At 29.3% G+C, this 19,768-nt stretch carries 18 protein-coding genes; 4 read left to right on the top strand and 14 right to left on the bottom strand.

Features of this window, described 5'->3' with window-relative positions:
• Positions 1–80 precede the first annotated feature (80 nt).
• From V6137_RS01695 to eam, 3 genes are all read right to left on the bottom strand, one after another.
• Positions 81–674: a hypothetical protein gene (locus V6137_RS01695; RefSeq protein WP_425446142.1), complete on the bottom strand. Its 594-nt coding sequence runs from the start codon at positions 672–674 to the stop codon at positions 81–83.
• Positions 675–819: 145 nt separating this feature from the next.
• Entirely contained in the window at positions 820–1,545 is a 726-nt protein-coding gene (locus V6137_RS01700) for a Crp/Fnr family transcriptional regulator (protein WP_425446143.1), read from the bottom strand.
• A gap of 65 nt (positions 1,546–1,610) precedes the next feature.
• Complete coding sequence (gene eam / locus V6137_RS01705) at positions 1,611–2,876, bottom strand: glutamate 2,3-aminomutase (RefSeq protein WP_425446144.1); 1,266 nt, start codon at positions 2,874–2,876, stop codon at positions 1,611–1,613.
• Between the two features lie 343 nt (positions 2,877–3,219).
• Here eam and V6137_RS01710 point away from each other — a divergent pair, with 343 nt between their 5' ends.
• Both V6137_RS01710 and V6137_RS01715 read left to right on the top strand, forming a co-directional pair.
• Positions 3,220–3,696: a hypothetical protein gene (locus V6137_RS01710; RefSeq protein WP_425446145.1), complete on the top strand. Its 477-nt coding sequence runs from the start codon at positions 3,220–3,222 to the stop codon at positions 3,694–3,696.
• 12 nt (positions 3,697–3,708) lie between these two features.
• Complete coding sequence (locus V6137_RS01715; protein ID WP_425446146.1) at positions 3,709–4,911, top strand: alanyl-tRNA editing protein; 1,203 nt, start codon at positions 3,709–3,711, stop codon at positions 4,909–4,911.
• Between the two features lie 238 nt (positions 4,912–5,149).
• Here the strand turns inward: V6137_RS01715 and V6137_RS01720 are convergent, their stop codons facing one another.
• Positions 5,150–6,778, bottom strand: a complete 1,629-nt coding sequence (locus tag V6137_RS01720) for an amidohydrolase (protein WP_425446147.1) — start codon at positions 6,776–6,778, stop codon at positions 5,150–5,152.
• 126 nt (positions 6,779–6,904) lie between these two features.
• Here V6137_RS01720 and V6137_RS01725 point away from each other — a divergent pair, with 126 nt between their 5' ends.
• Positions 6,905–7,378 carry a phosphatidylglycerophosphatase A family protein gene (locus V6137_RS01725; protein WP_425446148.1) on the top strand — a complete coding sequence of 158 codons (474 nt, stop codon included), beginning with the start codon at positions 6,905–6,907 and terminating at the stop codon, positions 7,376–7,378.
• A 56-nt stretch (positions 7,379–7,434) separates the two neighbouring features.
• Here V6137_RS01725 and V6137_RS01730 read toward each other — a convergent pair whose 3' ends face one another.
• The 5 genes from V6137_RS01730 to V6137_RS01750 all read right to left on the bottom strand — a co-directional run bounded on the left by V6137_RS01730 (position 7,435) and on the right by V6137_RS01750 (position 13,346).
• Positions 7,435–8,676, bottom strand: coding sequence for an aminopeptidase P family protein (locus V6137_RS01730; protein WP_425446149.1), 1,242 nt, complete (start codon positions 8,674–8,676; stop codon positions 7,435–7,437).
• 106 nt (positions 8,677–8,782) lie between these two features.
• Complete coding sequence (locus tag V6137_RS01735) at positions 8,783–10,063, bottom strand: hypothetical protein (protein WP_425446150.1); 1,281 nt, start codon at positions 10,061–10,063, stop codon at positions 8,783–8,785.
• A gap of 139 nt (positions 10,064–10,202) precedes the next feature.
• Positions 10,203–10,493, bottom strand: a complete 291-nt coding sequence (locus V6137_RS01740; protein WP_425446151.1) for an STAS domain-containing protein — start codon at positions 10,491–10,493, stop codon at positions 10,203–10,205.
• The gene (locus V6137_RS01745) at positions 10,471–12,501 is read right to left on the bottom strand and encodes a methyl-accepting chemotaxis protein (protein ID WP_425446152.1); all 2,031 of its coding nucleotides are present in this window, start codon (positions 12,499–12,501) and stop codon (positions 10,471–10,473) included. The genes V6137_RS01740 and V6137_RS01745 overlap by 23 nt, the downstream gene beginning before the upstream one ends.
• Before the next feature lie 269 nt (positions 12,502–12,770).
• Positions 12,771–13,346 carry a hypothetical protein gene (locus V6137_RS01750; RefSeq protein ID WP_425446153.1) on the bottom strand — a complete coding sequence of 192 codons (576 nt, stop codon included), beginning with the start codon at positions 13,344–13,346 and terminating at the stop codon, positions 12,771–12,773.
• A 202-nt stretch (positions 13,347–13,548) separates the two neighbouring features.
• On the opposite strand from V6137_RS01750, the gene V6137_RS01755 reads away from it, so the two are divergent.
• A complete protein-coding gene (locus tag V6137_RS01755) occupies positions 13,549–13,929 on the top strand; it encodes a hypothetical protein (protein WP_425446154.1) in 381 nt (126 codons plus the stop codon).
• A gap of 23 nt (positions 13,930–13,952) precedes the next feature.
• Here V6137_RS01755 and V6137_RS01760 read toward each other — a convergent pair whose 3' ends face one another.
• The 5 genes from V6137_RS01760 to V6137_RS01780 form a co-directional block, all read right to left on the bottom strand.
• Positions 13,953–14,441, bottom strand: coding sequence for a protease complex subunit PrcB family protein (locus V6137_RS01760; protein WP_425446155.1), 489 nt, complete (start codon positions 14,439–14,441; stop codon positions 13,953–13,955).
• A 108-nt stretch (positions 14,442–14,549) separates the two neighbouring features.
• Complete coding sequence (locus V6137_RS01765) at positions 14,550–15,026, bottom strand: HD domain-containing protein (RefSeq protein WP_425446156.1); 477 nt, start codon at positions 15,024–15,026, stop codon at positions 14,550–14,552.
• A 70-nt stretch (positions 15,027–15,096) separates the two neighbouring features.
• Positions 15,097–16,464 (bottom strand): aldehyde dehydrogenase, encoded by a 1,368-nt coding sequence (locus tag V6137_RS01770; RefSeq protein ID WP_425446157.1) that lies wholly within the window; start codon positions 16,462–16,464, stop codon positions 15,097–15,099.
• Between the two features lie 500 nt (positions 16,465–16,964).
• Positions 16,965–18,608 (bottom strand): MutS-related protein, encoded by a 1,644-nt coding sequence (locus V6137_RS01775; protein WP_425446158.1) that lies wholly within the window; start codon positions 18,606–18,608, stop codon positions 16,965–16,967.
• A 16-nt stretch (positions 18,609–18,624) separates the two neighbouring features.
• Positions 18,625–19,383, bottom strand: a complete 759-nt coding sequence (locus tag V6137_RS01780; protein WP_425446159.1) for a hypothetical protein — start codon at positions 19,381–19,383, stop codon at positions 18,625–18,627.
• Between the last annotated feature and the right edge of the window lie 385 nt (positions 19,384–19,768).

The raw sequence follows: 19,768 nt of genomic DNA on the forward strand, positions 1-19,768 counted from the left end.
AAAAAAAGATAGTAACGTTAATCACCTTAGTTTGTACAAATATACTTGTACAAACTAAGGTGATAGTGTTACCATCCTTTTTATCCTAGTTTTTCTTCACTTTTATTTAATGATAATATATATTCTATGGCATTTGCCGGTTTATAAAAATATTGTAGGTTTATACCCGATCTTTTTTCTTTTTTATATAATTTATTAAAAATTTCATATAATATGCTATAATTGTATCCTTTAAAATCATATTTTTTTAGTCTATCAATAATAAATACTGCCAACTCATCGTCTATTGTATAGATATCATAGTCATTTTTTCTAAAAGCCTCTTTCATTTCTTCTGATTCTAATATATCATTTTCTGATATATCATATAATTTGCTGTAAGAAGAGTTTATATTAGTTACAAGCTCATTCCATTTTTTTAACCCTTCTATATTTATTTTAGATGATATTTTATTATTATCTTCCCAAAATTTTATTAGCAAAAACTTAGCACAATAATTATAAGCCGATTTTTCAGTGAAAAGTTCACACCACATATCTTCACTTAACTTTTTATTTAATCCATATTTTAATCTATATTTTTTTAATACTCCCCTTTGATCATACTTATATTTCATTTTAAAAAATTCTACAAATTCCATTAAATCTGCAAGTATTTTTTTGATAAAGATCATTTTTATTCCTCCCTAAATCAATACTATTTGAATTATTGCCAATTATTAGTATCTTATACCTGTTTTTTATATAATATTTATATTATCATTATATGTTATATTATCTTTACAGTTAAGAAAGGAACTTATCTTTACGTATTAAACATTACACCCATTTTTTTAATTTAGATTTACTTAAAATAATAATATCTCTACCTCTTATTTTTATAAGATTTTCATTATCTAATCTATTTAACATTCTACTTGCAGTCTCCCTTGAAGTACCTATTAAATTAGCCAATTCTTCCCTTGTTAATTTTAAATCCAACTTGTATTTCCCACTTTCTTGCAACCCATATTTTTCACACAATTGAAGTAGTATCTTTATCATTCTAGCATATGTATCATCTAATGCCATATTCTTTAATTTTTTTTGGGCTTCCTTTAATCTTTTATTAAGAACCTTTATCATTTCTAAGGCTATCTCTGCATTATTACGGATTATTTCTTCAATATCTTTATTCTTTAGAACATAAACCTTGGTATCTTCAATTGCTTCAACAGTAGCAGGATAGGCTATATCACTAAATAATACCACTTCTGCTATAACATCTCCATCGTCCTTTATATCTAATATAATCTCTCTACCATCATTTGATGTTTTATATACTTTAACCTTTCCATGCTTTACTATAAAAATAGAGTTCCCCCTATCCCCTTCGCTAAAAAGAATATTTCCCTTTTTATATAATCTTTCTTTAGCTACTTTTTTTATCTTGTCTAACTCCTTATCACTTATACCACTAAATATAGGTATCTCTCTAATATAGTTATCAAAAACCATATCTCCCCACCACCTTTTTATCATCAGTATATACATAGATTTTATCATATATATAAAGCAAAGTCATATTTATGATTTCCTGCACAAAAGAAGAATCCTTAGGGATTCTTCTTTTATATAAGTTCCTTTATATCCCTTGTAGGATAATTTTCATACTTTATAGTCTTTCCTTCCCAAGTCCTAATCATAATATGATCTTTACCCCTGGAGATTAAATACTGGGGTAATATAGGAGTCTTTCCTTGTCCTTTAGGCGCATTAACTATATAGGTTGGTACAGCCATTCCAGAGGTATACCCCCTTAGATATTCCATAATCTCAATGCCATCGTCTATTGATGTGTTAAAATGGCTAGTCCCAGCAACATGCTTAGCATGAAAAATATAATAAGGTCTAACCCTAATTTTTAATAACTGTTGGTTTAAATACCTCATAACAAATTTATCATTATTTATTCCATTTAATAAAACAGCTTGATTCCCTAATGGAATCCCTGCATTAGCAAGCTTTTCACAGGATTTTTTCGAATCTTCAGTTATTTCTTTAGGGTGGTTAAAATGGGTGTTTATATAAATAGGGTGATATTTTTTCAACATATCTATTAACTCGTTTGTAATTCTTTGGGGCATAGTTACTGGTGTTCTTGTACCTATTCTAATATAGTCTACATGGTCTATCTTCTTTAATTCTTTTAATATCCATTCTAACTTATGAGTGGGTAATGTAAGGGGGTCTCCCCCTGTTATCAATATATCTCTTATCTCTTTATTTTTTCTTATATAGTCAATTGATTCTTTTATAACACTTTTTGACTTTTGTTGATCTTTAGTTCCTATATTTCTTCTCCGCTGGCAATGTCTACAGTACATTGCACATTCATTTGTAACATTTATTATAAGCCTATCAGGATATCTTCTTGTTATACTGCCTGCAGGATTAGTATATTCTTCAGACATAGGATCAATATCAGTACACTTATCTGTAATCTCCCCTTCCGTTGGAACTGATAACAATCTTATGGGATCATATTTATCATTTCCACCTATCAAACTGGCATAGTAAGGGGATATTGACCATCTATATTTTTTAGAAACCCTTTTTATCCTTTGTTTTTCATCATCAGTTAAATTAATTATTTTACTTAAAGTCTCAATATCCTTTATCCTATTAGATAGTTGCCATCTATAATCTTCCCAATCCCCTTCTGTTCCTTCCAAAATCGATAATATCTTTTCCTTAGATTTTTGGAATTCCCTTTCTAATTTTAGTCCAATTGGTATTTGATCCTTCACATCTAAGTAATCTTTAATTTTATTTTTTAACTCCTTTGCTCGCTCTAAAGAAACATGTCTTTTATCCATTAACATATTTTCTATCATCAGCATTCCTCCCTACTATTGTTTTTTTGAATATTCAAATATTTTAAGTTTACAGTATTGTGTATACAAAATAAAGCAATATAATTGCCCATTTCATTGAAAAAAATATATTTTTATAAAAGCTTTTGAAAAATATACTCGATTAATAAGAGTTGAATTTTGAAATGAATTTTAAAAGATTAGAGTATAATTCGGTATCTTTCATTATAGCATTATATACAATATATGTCAAATTCCTTTATCGATATACTATTCATTCATCTTTCCTATTCTAATTTACTCTAGAAAAAAAACTTAATATAAACTATAATTAAGTTAAGAACTTTTATATAAGGAGGCCATTATGAAAAAATATATTGTTATAATTTTCTGTGTTATACTTTTAATAAGTGGATGTTCTAGTCCAGTTAAAGACGATTTATTAAACTATTTTAATAGTCAATTACCCCCTATTATGGAGTTAGAGGAAAAGGCTATTGAGGAATATTCTAGTATTATTTCAAAAGAGGACTATAAATATGAAACTCTATATAATTCCTTGGTTAAAACTATTATTCCTAATTATAAAGATTTTGTAGAGAATTTAGAAAAAATAGCTGTTGAAACTGAAGAAGTTGAAAGTCTCAACGAAATGTACACTAAAGGAGCCAATATGCAGCTAGAGGCCTTTACTTTATTAAAAGAGGGTATCAAAGAAAAAAACAAAGAAAAGACTAATAAGTCTAATGAACTATTTAAAGAGGGGAGAAAGCATATCACAAAGTTCAAAAAAAGAATGGTTGAAATGGCCGATGAATATAATCTAGAATATGAGTTATAAAGAGGTGAGGCTATGACTAAAAAGATTTATTTAGATAATCCATATTTAAAAGAAATAAAAGCCAATGTATACAGCAAAAAACATATAGATAATAACTATCATATAATCCTAGACAGAACTATCTTCTATCCTCACTTATCAGGAGGTCAACCAAAGGATACAGGTACCATAAATGGTGTTAAGGTTAAAGATGTTTATGAAGAAGGAGATAATATTGTTCATGTTCTATCAAAGGACATTGGAGACAAAAAAGTTAATTTATCTATAGATTGGAACACTAGATTTGACCATATGCAACAACATACCGGTCAACATATACTATCCTCTGCTTTTAATAAACTTTATGGAGCTAGCACTGTAGGTTTTCATCTAGGAAGTTCCTTTGTTTATATTGATATTGAATTACCCACTTTAAACAACAATGAAATTAAGAAGGTAGAACGGTTTGCTAACGAAATTATATTTTCAAATTTTGATATAAAAACTTACATAATCAATAAGTTTGATATTGATAAATTTCCTTTAAGAAAACCTCCTTCAGTTGATAATAATATTAGAATAGTTGAGATAAATGATATTGATTTCTCTCCCTGTTCTGGAACCCATCATAGAGGTACTGGTGAAGTAGGTTTAATTAAAATTAGGAGATGGGAAAAATACAAGGGTAATGTTAGAGTTGAGTTTGTTTGTGGTAATCGGGCTTTAAACGACTATTACTGGAAAAATAACCAGATTAATGCCATATCCAATTTATTATCTATAAAAGATAACAAAAGCCTTGATGCTGTAAATAGAATATATAATGAAAATAAACAACTACTTAAACAAATAAAAAATTATAAAGAAAAAATCCAAAATCATAAAGTGGACAACTTTTTAACAAATGCTCCTATCCATAATAATATTAAAATAGTTTATCATATTTTTGATAATAAAAATTTTAATGATATAAGAATTATATTATCTAAGATCTTAAATCAAGATTGTTCTATAGTTGTTTTTGGTAATAAGCAACATGATAAATGTCAAATAATTATGGGAAGGTCTGATAATATCGACTTAGATATGACAGAAATATTTAACTCCATTGCTGATATTATCGATGGTAATGGAGGAGGCAATGAAAAAATAATCCAAGGTGGCGGAAGCAAACCTGAAAATATAAGTCAATGTATAAAAAAGGCTTTAAGTCTTATAGGAGAAAAAATAAAATAAGGGTAAAATTACTCTTTAGAGTATTGACAAAGTAAGTAGAAATGTCCGCCAGTCCTCGGATTTGGAAAACATATAGAAACGGTCGAAAATAGAATTCCAAACTCGCTATGCTCAAACAGTGGAATTCAAGCGATTTTCTCCCTTATTCTATATTTTCACAAATCCTGCGGAATGGCTACCATTTCTACTTACTTTGTCTAAATATACTTAGAATACAAACCAATTAATAATCTTCCCCTTATTTTCTCTTATAAACAATCTCTCCATCTACTATTGTCATTTCCACATCTATGTTTTTTATGTTGTCAACCTCTATATGGGTTATATCTTCTGATAAAACCACTAAATCTGCTAGCATACCTTCTTTTATCATTCCTTTTATATCTTCTTCATAGGTGCTATAGGCTGAATTCTTTGTAAATAACTCTAGGGTTTCATATAAATCAAGCCTTTCTTCTTTATACCATCCGCTCTTTGGATTTCCTTCTAAATCCTTTCTTGTAATGGCACTATAAATGCCCCATAAAGGATTAAATGATTCCACAGGGGCATCGGAGCTTCCACTAAGCTTTATCCCCTTATCTAGCATAGTCTTCCAGCAATAGCTTGTTTTCATCCTTTCACTACCTATTCTATCTTCTGCCATATACATATCAGTTTTCATAAATATGGGTTGAATATCTGCTATGGCATCCACTTCTAAATATTTGTTATAAATTTCTTCTGAACATATCTGACTATGGATTATTCTAAACCTTGGATCTTCCTTTGGATTTTCTTTATTAAGCTTTATATATGTATCCAAAACTTGATTCATACATCTATCTCCTATGGCATGAACAGCCAATTGAAGCCCACTGTTATAAGCTGTTTTTAATATTTCTTCTAACTCATCATCGGTCTGTATTAAAACTCCGTCGGTAGTTTCGTCATCATTATAAGGTTTTTCTAATGCAGCTGTTCTAGAACCTAGGGAACCATCCCCCAATACCTTTAACGGGCCATACTTTAAAAATTCATCCCCATCCCCTGTTGTTACTCCTGTTTGTAAAAAGCTTTTTAATTCTTCTAAATTAGGAAATAACATTTGAAGATTCATTCGGGCATTCAATTTATTTTCATTATTTAACTCTTCATATGCTTTAATAATATTTTTATAATTTTTTATATGGGAAAAGTCATCGGTTTGTATTGATGTAATACCTACCTTGTTTGCATCTTCTATAGCAGAAGTAATAAGTTCTTTTATTTTTTCCACATCATCTGTAATAGGTATATTGGTATATGCTAAATATAGACCATTCTCTCTAAGTATTCCTGTAGGCTCCCCTGTAACCTTCGATTTATCTATCTTACCACCTTCAGGTGCTTTAGTGTTTTTATCTATCTTAACCCTAGCTAAAGCCTTTGAGTTAACTGCACATATATGATAACATGCTCTAGCTAAAAATACTGGCCTATCATTTACAACCTCATCTATATCTTCCTTCGTTAATAATCTTTTTTCCTCAAAGTTTTCATGATTCCATCCATGACCTAAAATCCAGTCACCAAATATACCATCCTTTTCTTTTTTAGCAAATTCCTTTATCTTACTTTGTACTTCCTTTATGGACTTACAATCAGATAAATCCACCTTATGTTTTGTCATACTATAGCTAAGTAAGTGCATATGGCTATCATTAAATCCTGGCAACAAAGTTTTTCCTTTTAAATCTATATGCCTTGTATTGTCATCTATATACTCTAAGCCTTTATCATAATCTCCACAGAAAGTAATATTATTATTTTCTACTACTACTGACTGGACGGATTTTTTTTCATTCATAGTTAATATATTTCCATTATAAAAAAATAATTTTCCCAATTAACTCTCCTCCTTTAAAATGAGTTTCATGAATTATTAATCTAATTATAACATATTACTATATATATACCTTTAGAAATTTCAAAAGACTAAATAGAAAATATTCACTTAGTTTAGGAGGATGCTATGAAAGAGATAGTGGTAAAAAAATTAAAGGAGAGAGACGTGGAAATAGAAGATATTGCAAAGCTAGTCTATGAACTTCAAAAAGACTATGTTAATATGAATATGGATGATGCTATCTATAACGTAAATAAAGTTCTAGATAAAAGAGAAGTTCAAAATGCCATATTAACAGGTATAGAGCTTGATATTTTAGCAGAAAAGGAGCAAATAAATGAACCACTGCTCTCTATAATAAAGAAAGATGAAACCCTATATGGTATAGATGAAATATTGGCCCTAAGTATAACTAATGTTTATGGGTCAATTGGTTTTACTAACTATGGCTATATAGATAAAATGAAAATGGGTATAGTAGGAGAAATAGATAAAAAGGGCAAAATGACTAATCAAGTACATACTTTCTTAGATGATTTAGTTGGTGGCATAGCAGCAGCTGCATGTGCAAGAATTGCCCATTCTAAATCATCAAAATAGAACTGAAAGATCCATCCTATATAAATAAAATTGAGGGACTCCTAAGTCCCTCAATTTTATTTACTCATAAACTTTTCTATTTCTTCTATTGTCTTTATCATACCCTTTGATAAGTTTTCATAACCATCTTCAGTAACCAATATGTCATCTTCTATTCTTATCCCTATCTCTTCCTCTTCAACATATAATCCCGGTTCTACAGTTAATACCATACCAGGCTTCAGCTCAGTATCATAATCTCCAACATCATGGGTGTCTAATCCTATAAAGTGACTTACTCCATGATAGTAGTATTTTGCAATTTCTGAATCTTCTTTTATTAAACCAATCTTTTTACATTCATCGGCTAACACTTTTTTGGTAATATTATTTAACTCTTTAAATGGAACCCCTGGCTTTATAGCTTTTATGGTTTCATCCATAGCTTTAAGGACTATATTATAGAATTGTTTCTGTTTATCAGTAAACTTACCATTTACAGGGAAAGTTCTACTGATATCGGCACAATAATTTTCGTATTCAGCTCCTAGATCAAAAAGAATTAAGTCTCCATCCTTCATTTCACAATTATTTTCTTCATAATGAAGCACAGTGGCATTTTTCCCTGCAGCTGCAATTGTTTTAAATGCATGTTCCTTTGCACCTAAAGTTTTTATCTCAAAGTCAAAATATGCTTCCAATTGATATTCCATCATTCCTGGCTTAGAATTTTCCATTAGGCTTTCTACACCTTTAGTAGTTATAGCTACTGCCTCTTTCATTTTTTCTATTTCTTCTTTTGACTTTATCATTCTAAAGTTAGAAATCATGTTGTAGGCATTTATTATCTTTAAGTATGGATATTTATTAGTTACATTATTTGCAAAATCTATCGCGGCAGTATTTGGTACACTCCAGCCCCTTCTTTCTAGGTCTAAATAAACATTATCATAACTAGTTCTTAACAACATGCCATTAAAGAAAGCCTCAAAGTTCTCTATGAACTGTATTTTTTCAATACCTGATATTTCTTTAGCCTCTTCCTTTCTCATTCTTCTACCAATCCACTTTTCAAGTTGAGGATTTGGTTTTTCTATAAATAAGTTTTCATCTAGCTTTCCATTCTTTTTAGTAATCATTAATATAAACTTCTGTCTTTCCAATCCCGTTAGATAGTAAAAATGTCTATTGATTGTATACTTATACGGTTGATCTGCCGACCTTTGGGGTGCTTCCCCTGAAAATAAAACTAATATTGAATTATCTTCTAGTGTATCTTTAACCTTTTTTCTGTTGTTTATAAAGAAATCTTTATTCATATAATCACCATCCTACTTTGTTTTTTCTCTCATACTATTATTATTTCGATATTCTAACTAATTTTCCTTTATATATTTCTAGATTGTAAAAAATCACGTTAATTCCTTAATCCTTTATTATATATAATGACTCATTGTCAAATGATTTATATAGCTTTTTAAAGCTTTTCTCAATTTTTTTATAGTCTCTAAAGTATAACATGGAGTATCTTTCTATACTCTTTATATATTCTCTGGTATACAACCCCTTATTTTTATATATGGCCATAAAAATCAAGTTATAACAGTTTTCCCTTATAATCTCCTTTATTACTTTACCATTATTTGTGGTTATAAATTCAGCTGAATCTAGGACCTTATTTATATAATTAATCAATTTATTGGTTAGCTTATCTAGAGGCCATTTTTTTGCCACTTGAGAAAAAATTGTACAGTGGCTGTTTTTAAAATCCTCATTTACATCTTGTAAATCGTCAGCCAATTGCAATATAACTCCATATCCAAACATGAACTCTGCAACTTCCTTTGAAAGTCTCCCACTAACTAAATATCCATCTGCTAATACCGATGTACCACCCTTTTCAAAAGTTATGTCTATAATATTTCTTTCATATGGGCTTACTTGTCCATATTGTTGTAAAACACTTTTTTTCTGAGCCCCATGTATAGCATATATACTAGTATAAACATCCCTATATATTAATCTATCATATTGCTTTTCCATAAGTCTAACTAACTTTAACACATCTTTTTCATGTTTATTATTTATTCCTATTTCTTTACCCCTTAACATTTTACTAAACTTCTTATTAAACTTTGTTTTTTCCTCTATAGAAAGATCTGGGTCATCTAAATAATTATCTGAATATGGATATAACATACTATAACCAAAAATTGAATCTGATAACCTTACATCTTCACCAAGAAAAATTTGAATACTATTTGCAATCCAAACATTTCTTATGGCTTGAAAGATGTCCTCTATTTTTATATCGGGTTCAAACTCTTTTGTTCTTTTTATGAATTCATTTGTGGTTTCCATATAGCCTCTATTAAAAATTATATCAATTTTTTTCTCATCATAATCTAATATATCTTGAAAAAAATTCTTAATAATTTCTTTTATATTATTAGTTACCAATTCTTTATCCATTTCCTGTTGATTAATTCTATTTATTTCCATAGATAATTTATTAATAGCTTTTTTAATAGCTTTTTTATTTTTCTTTTTTTCTCTATTATCATATATACGACTAAATGGTAAACAGGTACCTTCTACTTGCCACCATAATTTTTCATATCTTAACTTCATATCATTTATAAATCTATCTGATAAATGAAATTCATTTATATCTTCTTTTAATATATTTTTAGCTAAAGACTCCATCTAAATCCCCCTTAAAACTAACCATATGATATATCCTTTAATATATATATACGATATAAATGGATAAAAGTCTGCAAAAAAATACTAATTGGGAAATATATCTCCCAATTAGTAAAAATATAAAATAAACCATTAAAACCTATTCTATATTAAACACCTCATCTAATCTTGTTAATCTAAATATTTTTCTTACGTTTGGATCTTTAATAGAAGATAGGGTTAATCTCCCCCCATTTGATACACATTTTTTATGTACCGACATCAATACCCCCAAGCCTGTACTATCCATAAATTTACATTGAGATAAAACTACTGTTATTTTGTTTATGCCATCTTCAAATAATTCGTTGGTCCTTTGTCTAAAGTCTTCTATTTCATCAATTACAAATTCCTCAGGCAAAACTATTTTAACCTCTTTCCTTTTCTCCATGGTTATCACCTCTTATTTTAAAGTCCTGGGCTAAACTATCTAAGCTCATAGCTATACTACTATTTTCCTCTGCTGTTGCTGCTAGGTTTTCCGTTGCTGCTGCCTGCTCCTCTGATGCAGTTGCCACCTCTTTACTTGTATCTACAGTACTTTCCGCCATAGTTGATACATCATTAATTAAGTTAACTATTTCATCGGATGTAGCTACTTCTTCTTCTGTAATGTTAACTATTTCTTTAATACCTTCTACAGTTCCTTTAACAGCCTCTATAATATCTATAAAGGCTTCATCAGTTTCATTTGCAACCACCACTCCATCATCAACAAGTTTTTTTACTGAGTTTATTGTTCTTACAGATTTATTAACCTGTGTTATCATTTCCTTTAACAACTCAGAAATCCTATTGGCTCCATTATTGGTTTCCTCTGATAATTTTCGTATTTCATCTGCCACAACAGCAAAGCCTTTACCATGTTCCCCAGCTCTTGCCGCTTCTATAGAAGCATTTAAAGCTAATAAATTGGTTTGTTCTGAAATCGAATTAATAACATCTACAATAGAATTGGTTTCATTTGCAATGCTATCTAAATCTTTTAATGTCGTCACCGTATCATTGGTACTATAACTTATAGAGTTCATAGACTCTACTGTTTTTTTAACCTTCTCCCTTCCCACTTCAGCAGTATTAAAAGTTTCAGTGGAATTCTCATTTGATCTTATAGCCTTATTTTTAGCTAATTGAACTAAACTGGATAATTGAACTAAAGCTTTAGATATATCTATAGTATGGTTGTTCTGACTATCTGCGTTATTAAATACTTCCTCTATACTGGCACTTATTTCCTCTGATGATGCACTCATTTCTTCTGATGATGCAGCTAACTCCTGGGAAGAAGCTGTTAATGTTTGGGAAAACTCTTTGACTTGTCCTATAACTTTAGACTGCATTTCCAACATCCCATTAAAGGAGTTCCCTAAACTCTCCATTTCATCTTTCGTATTAATTATAACATTAGCAGTCAAGTCTCCTTTTCCTGCCTTCTCCATTGAAGCTTGTAGATTTTTTATAGGTTTAATGAAATTTCTAGTTGTAGTTATATAGGCAATAATCATTGCCATAATCACTGATATTATTGCTATAATTATTGTAGTATTCCTTATATTTATAGCACTGGACATATAGTCATCATAATTGGCAGTAACTGCCACAATCCAGTTCTCCACTGGATGATAGCTTAAGTATTTTTTTATTCCTTCAAATGTATAAAATCCATCTCCTGTTTCCCCGGATGCCATCTTTTTAAATATCTTATTTAATGAAGGACTATTTAAATCAGTAAGCTTTTCCTTCATCACCTTATTATTATCTGGGTGATAGGTTATTAATCCCTCTTTATCTACCATGAAACCATATCCACCTTTTCCTATCTTTATATCTTTAACATGATTAGTAATAACATCATATTTCATAGTGGCAAATAATGTTCCAATAATTTTTCCCTTGTCTTTCATTGGTAGAGATACAGCCACAACCTCATTCTGGGTCTCTTTAGATATTAAAACATTGCTAATTCCTTCATTTCCATCTAATGCATTTTTAATATAGTCCCTATCGGAAAGATCTAAATCACTAGTCACACCACTATTTATTGTGATAACCTTTCCATTATCATTAGTGACAGCTATATTTTCAATAATATCACTATGATCTTTTTGGATTGTATTTAAGTAATTGTGAGCTTTTTCTCTATATAAATAGCCATCATTTAATATAGCCTCTTTCAGAGTTTCATTTGATGATGCTATCTCTATATAATTCATTAGTGAGTCTATAGTTAAATCAATATTTTTAGCTACTAACCCAGTCTCATTTTTAAGCTGTTCTTCAATGGTACTTTGTAATGAATTAGAACTTTGATTATAAGAAATTATTCCAAGTACAATAATAGGTATAGATATTAATAGAAAAAAACTAAGCATCAACTTGCCCTTTAATTTTATTTTCATTACTACATTCCCGCCCTTCTTTCATCATTTTTTGTAGATATATATTTAAAATCACCTCCCTGTGTAATAAACTTATATTTCTATACAACTTTATTCACTATAGTGTATAGATTTTTAAAATTCTCACATTTGTTAATTTTCTACAGTGTTCTACATTTTCCCTTTTTTTTCGATAAAAAATAGGTATATAGTCCTATTTTCCATCAGGCCATATACCTATTTTATTGATATTTCTATTGTTTTCATTTTATAATTTGAACCTTTATTTTTTAAGAATATAATGTTATTACCTCGGTTATTATTAATACAACTCCTAAAATAGTCTCTATAAAACCTTTATTTTTAGCAGGTTCCTTCCTCTTTTCTAGTATTTTTTCATCCAATATTTTAAGTATTTGTTCCTCATCGGCTTTTTCGAATCTTCTAAATATAACATCAAAGGTATCATGGGATATTTTAGGTTCTATTTCCACATTAGCCTTTGAGTTTTCTATTTTTATATATTTCTCATCAATTTTTTTATATTTAATATTATTATCTTCAAAAGTTTCTATCAGTGAATCCAACAACATCTCATGGGACACATTATATATAGTAACTTGTTTTTTGCTAAAATATGAATATATAAGTACTGCTATTATGATTATAAAAATGATTATGGGAAAAATATAAAATTCTATCGATAAAACATTTTCCAGTGGAATAGCAAAGGGTATAAGCCAACGTAAATATTTAAATCTTCTAGATTCTTTATAAAAACCTTCACTGTTTGTGCGTTTTATTCCGTCATACATTAATATAGCTCCTAAAAATCCAATTAAAATTATAAGTCCATTTTTTGTCATTCATTTAATCCCCCTATTAGCATTTTGTTACTGTAATTATAACATTTAAATTTAATAATATAAACTTATTAATCCATATATTAGTTAATATTTAATTATAAACTCTAGATTGATTATTTTATAATTAATTGAATTTTTATATAGTATTTATTACTCTCTATTGGTAATAATAATATTACTTCTTAATTTAAGGAGGATTTTTATGGCTCATATTGATAAAAATATTGATACTAAAACTAATATAAAGGAAACAAATGAACGAAGGATAAATGAACTATTGCACCTTATGGAAAAGCATACCCGTACCGATAGACATCTAGAACAGCATTCCGATATATCTGAACTTGAATCATTAAAACACACCCTAGACTTACAGAAGGATAGAGAAAAGAAAATTGAACATTTAAAAGAGTTAATTATACAGGGTCATAATAATAGCGATGAAGCAAAGCACCTTAAAAGAAACTATCACTATACAGAAAATTACCTTCGTCACCATGAAGGTCATATGGACCCTGCAACTATTAAATTTACAAAGGAAAAACAAAAACACCGTGAAGAACAAATGAAATATCTTCAATAGTAAAGACGACCTTAAGGTCGTCTTTAACTTTTAGTTTCTATTTTTTCAAAGCTTTCTCCTTTGCTATTTGTTACTTTTATGTTCTCAAATTCATCTTTAATCTTTAATACTACTGAAGGATAAGTTAAAATTTGAGTGACCATATCCTCTTGGCCAGGGGAAATCTCTTTTACTTCTATATTTATAGTATCATTCTTTTTATCTATTTTTTCAACTTCTATGTTATATCCTCCTGTAGGCTTCTCCCCCACACCTATATAAACTATGGTGCCATCATCATCTTCCTCTAATACTTTATACCCCTTTGAGTTTTTTATATTATTTATGGTCTCAATTAAATTGTCAGGTATATCTCCTACAAACTCATATTTCACTTCTTGTTCCTCTCCTTGTTCGATATTTTCTTGTTGATTACCACTATTATTTGGTTCATCTGTACCATCTGTGTCACAACCCACAATTGACATCGATAAACCCAATACTAAAACTCCTGTTATTATTTGTTTCTTCATATGAAAAATACCTCCTTGTTATATACATACCACAATTTTTCTTTTTAAACATCTTATTTATAAAGTCCTATATTATTTAGACGATAACAAGGTAAATATGTTTCATATTTATAGATTTTCTAACTCTATATCTAATTCCAACAGCACTTTCCTTAGCCTATCCTTTTCATGTTCTTTAATATCAAAGGAAACATTATATAAATAATGTTGTAATACATCTGCATCCTTTAGTAGCTCATCATATTCTTTATGTATATTACCCTTATCACTATGATTAAAAATAGCTCCACATATAATATCAATTTCTTCCTTTGTAAATATCTCCAATTGTTTTAATATATTCTTAGCTTCTACTGAACTTAACATGGCATGGTCATCAGTACTTTCTACTTTATAATTCCAAATATCATGTAGCATTGCAGCAGTTGATGCTAGTTTAGGGTCTAACCCCCTCTTAATAGCTATTAAGTTACTTGTCATTGAAACTCCATAAAGATGAACGAATCCACATCGTCTTACCTTTTTATTTTTCTGTTTTCTTAATGTTTCATCTACCACTTGACGTACTATTTCTAAAGAATCCATTTTATTTCCCCCTTGTATTGTTAATTGTTTATTTTGAATAATCAAAAAATTGATTTTAAAAAATAATAGTTTATTTCATAAGCTTTTTTAATATATTTAACTTATTTTTATATGGCGGATATCTCAGTTTAATATCAAATAAATTTGACTTTTTTAATATGCTCTTTTTATGACTAAAGGTATCAAAGCTAGCCTTACCATGATATGACCCCATACCGCTACTCCCTACTCCTCCAAAGGGCATATAAGGAGAAGCTAAATGTACTATAGTGTCATTTATACACCCTCCACCAAAGGGTATATTTCCTTTTATTTTATCAATATTTAACTTATTATTTGAAAATAAATACAAAGCTAAAGGTTTATAATAACTATTTACCATTTCTATAACTTCTTCAATATTTCTGTATTCAATAATAGGTAATATGGGACCAAATATTTCATCTGCCATAACTGAATCTTCCCACGAAACATTATCTATAATAGTCGGTTCTATATATAAGCTCTCTTTATCAGTTTCTCCACCTACCAATATGTTTCCACTGTTTAATAAATTAGACAATCTATCTAAATGTTTTTTGTTTATAATCCTAGGATAATCGGGACTCTCTTTAGGATTGTCCCCATAAAACTCATTTATAATTTCTTTCATGTCTTTAATTAATTTATCTTTAGTGTCTTCATGTACTAATAAGTAGTCTGGAGCTACACAGGTCTGCCCTGCATTTAAGAACTTACCCCACACTATTCTTCTAGCTGCTAACTTGGTATCAATGTCTTTATCCACTATACAAGGACTCTTGCCACCTAACTCTAAAGTAACTGGAGTTAAGTTTTTAGCAGCTGCCTCCATAACTATTTTCCCCACGGGGATACTTCCTGTAAAGAATATATAGTCAAAATTCTCATTAAGAAGCTTTTCATTGACTTCTCTCCCCCCTTTTATTACAGCTACAAACCCTTCATCAAAATTTTCCTTTATAATATTATAAATAATCTCCGATGTATAATTTGAGTATTCTGAAGGTTTTAATATGGAACAGTTCCCCGCCGCTATGGCCCCTATAAGTGGTGCTATAGTTAGCTGAAATGGATAATTCCAAGGAGCCATTATTAAAACTACTCCATAGGGTTCAGGATGTATATAACTTCTAGATAAAAAGTGGGTTATGGGAGTCTTTACCCGTTTACTTTTAGCCCAAGACTTAACTTTTTTTATAGTATAGTCTATCTCCTCTAGTAAAATTCCAACTTCCGTTTCATATCCTTCAAAATAGGACTTTTTCAAATCCTTATTTAATGCATTTAATATTTTATCCTCATTATCTTTTATAGTTTTCTTTAACAATCTAAGTTGCTCTATTCTAAAGTCTACGTCCCTAGTTCTTCCGTTATTAAAATAGTCTCTTTGTTTTTTAATAATATCTTTAATAACCAATATATACCGCCCCTTTTCTATTATTGCGACTTATATAATTAATAAATACCCAATTCTAACTATATTATATTACTTTTTTCAATATTAAGAAAGCTCTAGCTATGCTTTGAGTTATAAGATTCTACTATGTGAAACTGATTTTCTAATATCAAATATAAATAAAAAGATAGGGATTAAATCTATATCTAGATATAGATTTAATCCCTATCTTTTTATTACCCACTAATTCTCTTCACCACAAACTGGGCAAACATTATCTCCTCAGCAGGGCTTATATTTTACTCCACAATTTTTACAAGTTTCCATATATAACTCTCCTTATTTTTATCAATATTCATAAAAGAGATTATATCAAGAGATCATATATTTTTCTGTGATTTAAATCAATTAATAACATATATTTTTTAATTAATCCTTCAAATACTTATGCAGTGTGTTGATACTGCTATTCATATACTCAATATGCTTTGTCAATTCTTTTGCAATAGATAGAAACGGGCTCAAGCACGTTTTTGTGCTTCTGTAATTATTTCCTCTGGGAAACCTATATGCTTTAAAAGTTTTATGGCATTTTTTGAATTTGATGCCCCCTGATATATCTTATAATCAAAGGTTATATCTTCTTCCTTCATTTGCTCCGTAAAGTGATAATTATCATATATATTATTTAATATTTGTGTTAACTCAATATCATGGGAAGCCACAATGACAATACAGTTCTTTTTGTGTAGAAACCTTAATATAGCAGCTGATGCTGCAATTCTTTCCTCTGTATTGGTTCCCCGTAATATCTCATCAATTGCACATATAACTAGTCTATCTTTACTTAGATTTTCAATAATCCTTTTCAAATACTTAATTTCTTTGATATAATAACTTTCCCCTGACATTAGATCATCCCTAACAGCCATCGAAGTAATAACTTGCCCATGGGGTAATGTCAATTCCTCAGCCATACAGGTGTTAATGTTTTGGGCTAGAATAACATTTATTGCAACTGCCTTTATATAGGTAGATTTTCCCGATGCATTTGAGCCAGTAATAATACAGCTATTATTTAAGGCTATCGTATTACAGACAGGTTCATCAATCAATGGGTGATATATTTTCTTCATATATAGACCCTTATTTTCAGTAAATTTAGGGGTACAATATAAAGGCAAGCTTTTTCTAAAAGAAGCTATGGTTATGGCCATATCAACTTCACCTATCATTTTATATAAATCCATAAATTCATCTTGTCTAAATCTCAACGTCTTTAAAATCCTATGATAACTTGTAAAATCCCATAAAGTAGCTCCAATTAGATAATCATATAGCAAGCCTAGAATATCACCAGTATAGGAAGCTTCCTTTTTCATTTGTATTAACCCAATCTTCTTTGATAATTTTTTAAATGTTTTAGCTTTTCTTCCTAAACTAACAAATTCATCCCCATATGATAATTTCTTTGTATTAGCAATTTTAGTACTAATAGTTATAACACCTATTATACCTTTAAGCATATCCATGTTAACTTCATACTTAAATTTACCTATGGCATATATGGCCATATTTATAGCAAATATGGCTACGGTAATAAAAAGAAAATTTAGATTTTGAAAAATAATTGCTGGCAAAACTGATAAAACTAATAGTATCTGCATTATTCGGTATATAGTTATACCTGAAATTTTATGTGAGTCTAAGTTGTTCATAAACTTAGGCAAATAATAAGCCCTACTATCCTTTCCAAGACCAGCCAGTAAAAACTGTATTTTTTCTCTTTCTCCATCATTATTTGTAAAAAATGAAACCTTTCTCTCTAATGAGTCTCTATTTTTACTGTTTTTAGGAAGACAATGAAGAATAGAATACAGTATCTGCTCTCCAACAAAGGAATTACAGTTATTTATTCTAGAGAATACTTTATCCATCTCCAAGTCATTCCATGTTATATTATCTATCTTTTCATCCTTCGATATTGTGTTTTTATATTCTTTCCAGTGGTAACCAATGTTTTTCCATTTATACTTTCTTTTTATAGGTTTCTTCCCAAATTGTTCTCGTATTTTGGTATGTAGCTTTTTAATATTCATTCTTCGTTCAAATAGAATTAATAAATATACTAAAATGATTATTACGACTGTAGTTATTATTTTCAAGTATGTTCCTCCTTAGTTAAAACTGTCGATCTCCATTTGTATCAAAATCTACTAAATTAACAAGCTTTTTCTTTCCTCTATTCCCTTCTGTATGTTTTTCTACACCATTGTCATCTGTTTCTATCATTTTATAATCTCCCGTTAACAAATTTATATCCTCATATTTTTTACCCCTATTTGATACTGCATGGAACCAATCCTCAGTGGCACCGATTAAATACCATCCATCACCTTCATATCTAAACCTATATGACTTTCCCCATCTCCAGGCACTACCACCATAATGACCAACTAACAATGAACCTCTATTTATACTTAACCCCATAAAAGGATCTCCCATAATTCCCCCTCCGTATTTCCTTAATATCACTTTTTCCCCTTTAGCAGCTAACGTATATGTACCATCTGGATTTCCAGTTATAATCATTAATGTTCTTGGTGCCCCCAATTCCTCTTCCTTATCTCCTTCAATAACAAAAGCTATATCTGTTATTTCATCACCATTCAAATCCCCTTCAACTTTTGAGTCGCCAGAAGTATCTAATAAATGCCATCCTTTTGGAATGAATCCAGATATGTCCTTATTTTCTTCGGATTTATTATCCATTTCTGCTGACTTCTTTTTATCTACAGCTTCTGTATCAGAATACTCATCTATTTTACTGCCGTTTATATTTTGTTTATGTGGTTCAACTTCTACATCAGTCCTATAACCAAACATTCCTAACAGTAAATACAGTGGTATCATTATAATTGACAAGAATCTCGCTTCCATTTCTTCCTCTCCTCCAAACATTAAAGCAGAAGTATATATATATGTACTTCTGCTTTAATCTACAAAATCCTTTTATTTAATTAAAATCTATCTGGAAGTTATTTTTTAATTTGCAAAACTGAGAAAAAGGAGTTAAAATTATCCATTGCACAAAAAAGGATTCTGTAAAAGTTGGCTATAACTATCAGAATCCAGATTCCATAAAAGAAATGATAAGAGAAGATAAAAATATACTTTTACTAAAAGTTAAATTAGAAAGGGGCTGTCGGGAAATAGACAGTTAATAAAAAATAGTATAATGGATATCCATTATATTATTTTTTTATGCAAAAAAGAAAAAAAGGAAGGTTAAAAATAACCTTCCCATTTCCGTTATATAATATGA

It is taken from the genome of Dethiothermospora halolimnae (genome assembly GCF_037577855.1).
GTDB lineage: Bacteria > Bacillota > Clostridia > Tissierellales > VENL01 > Dethiothermospora > Dethiothermospora halolimnae.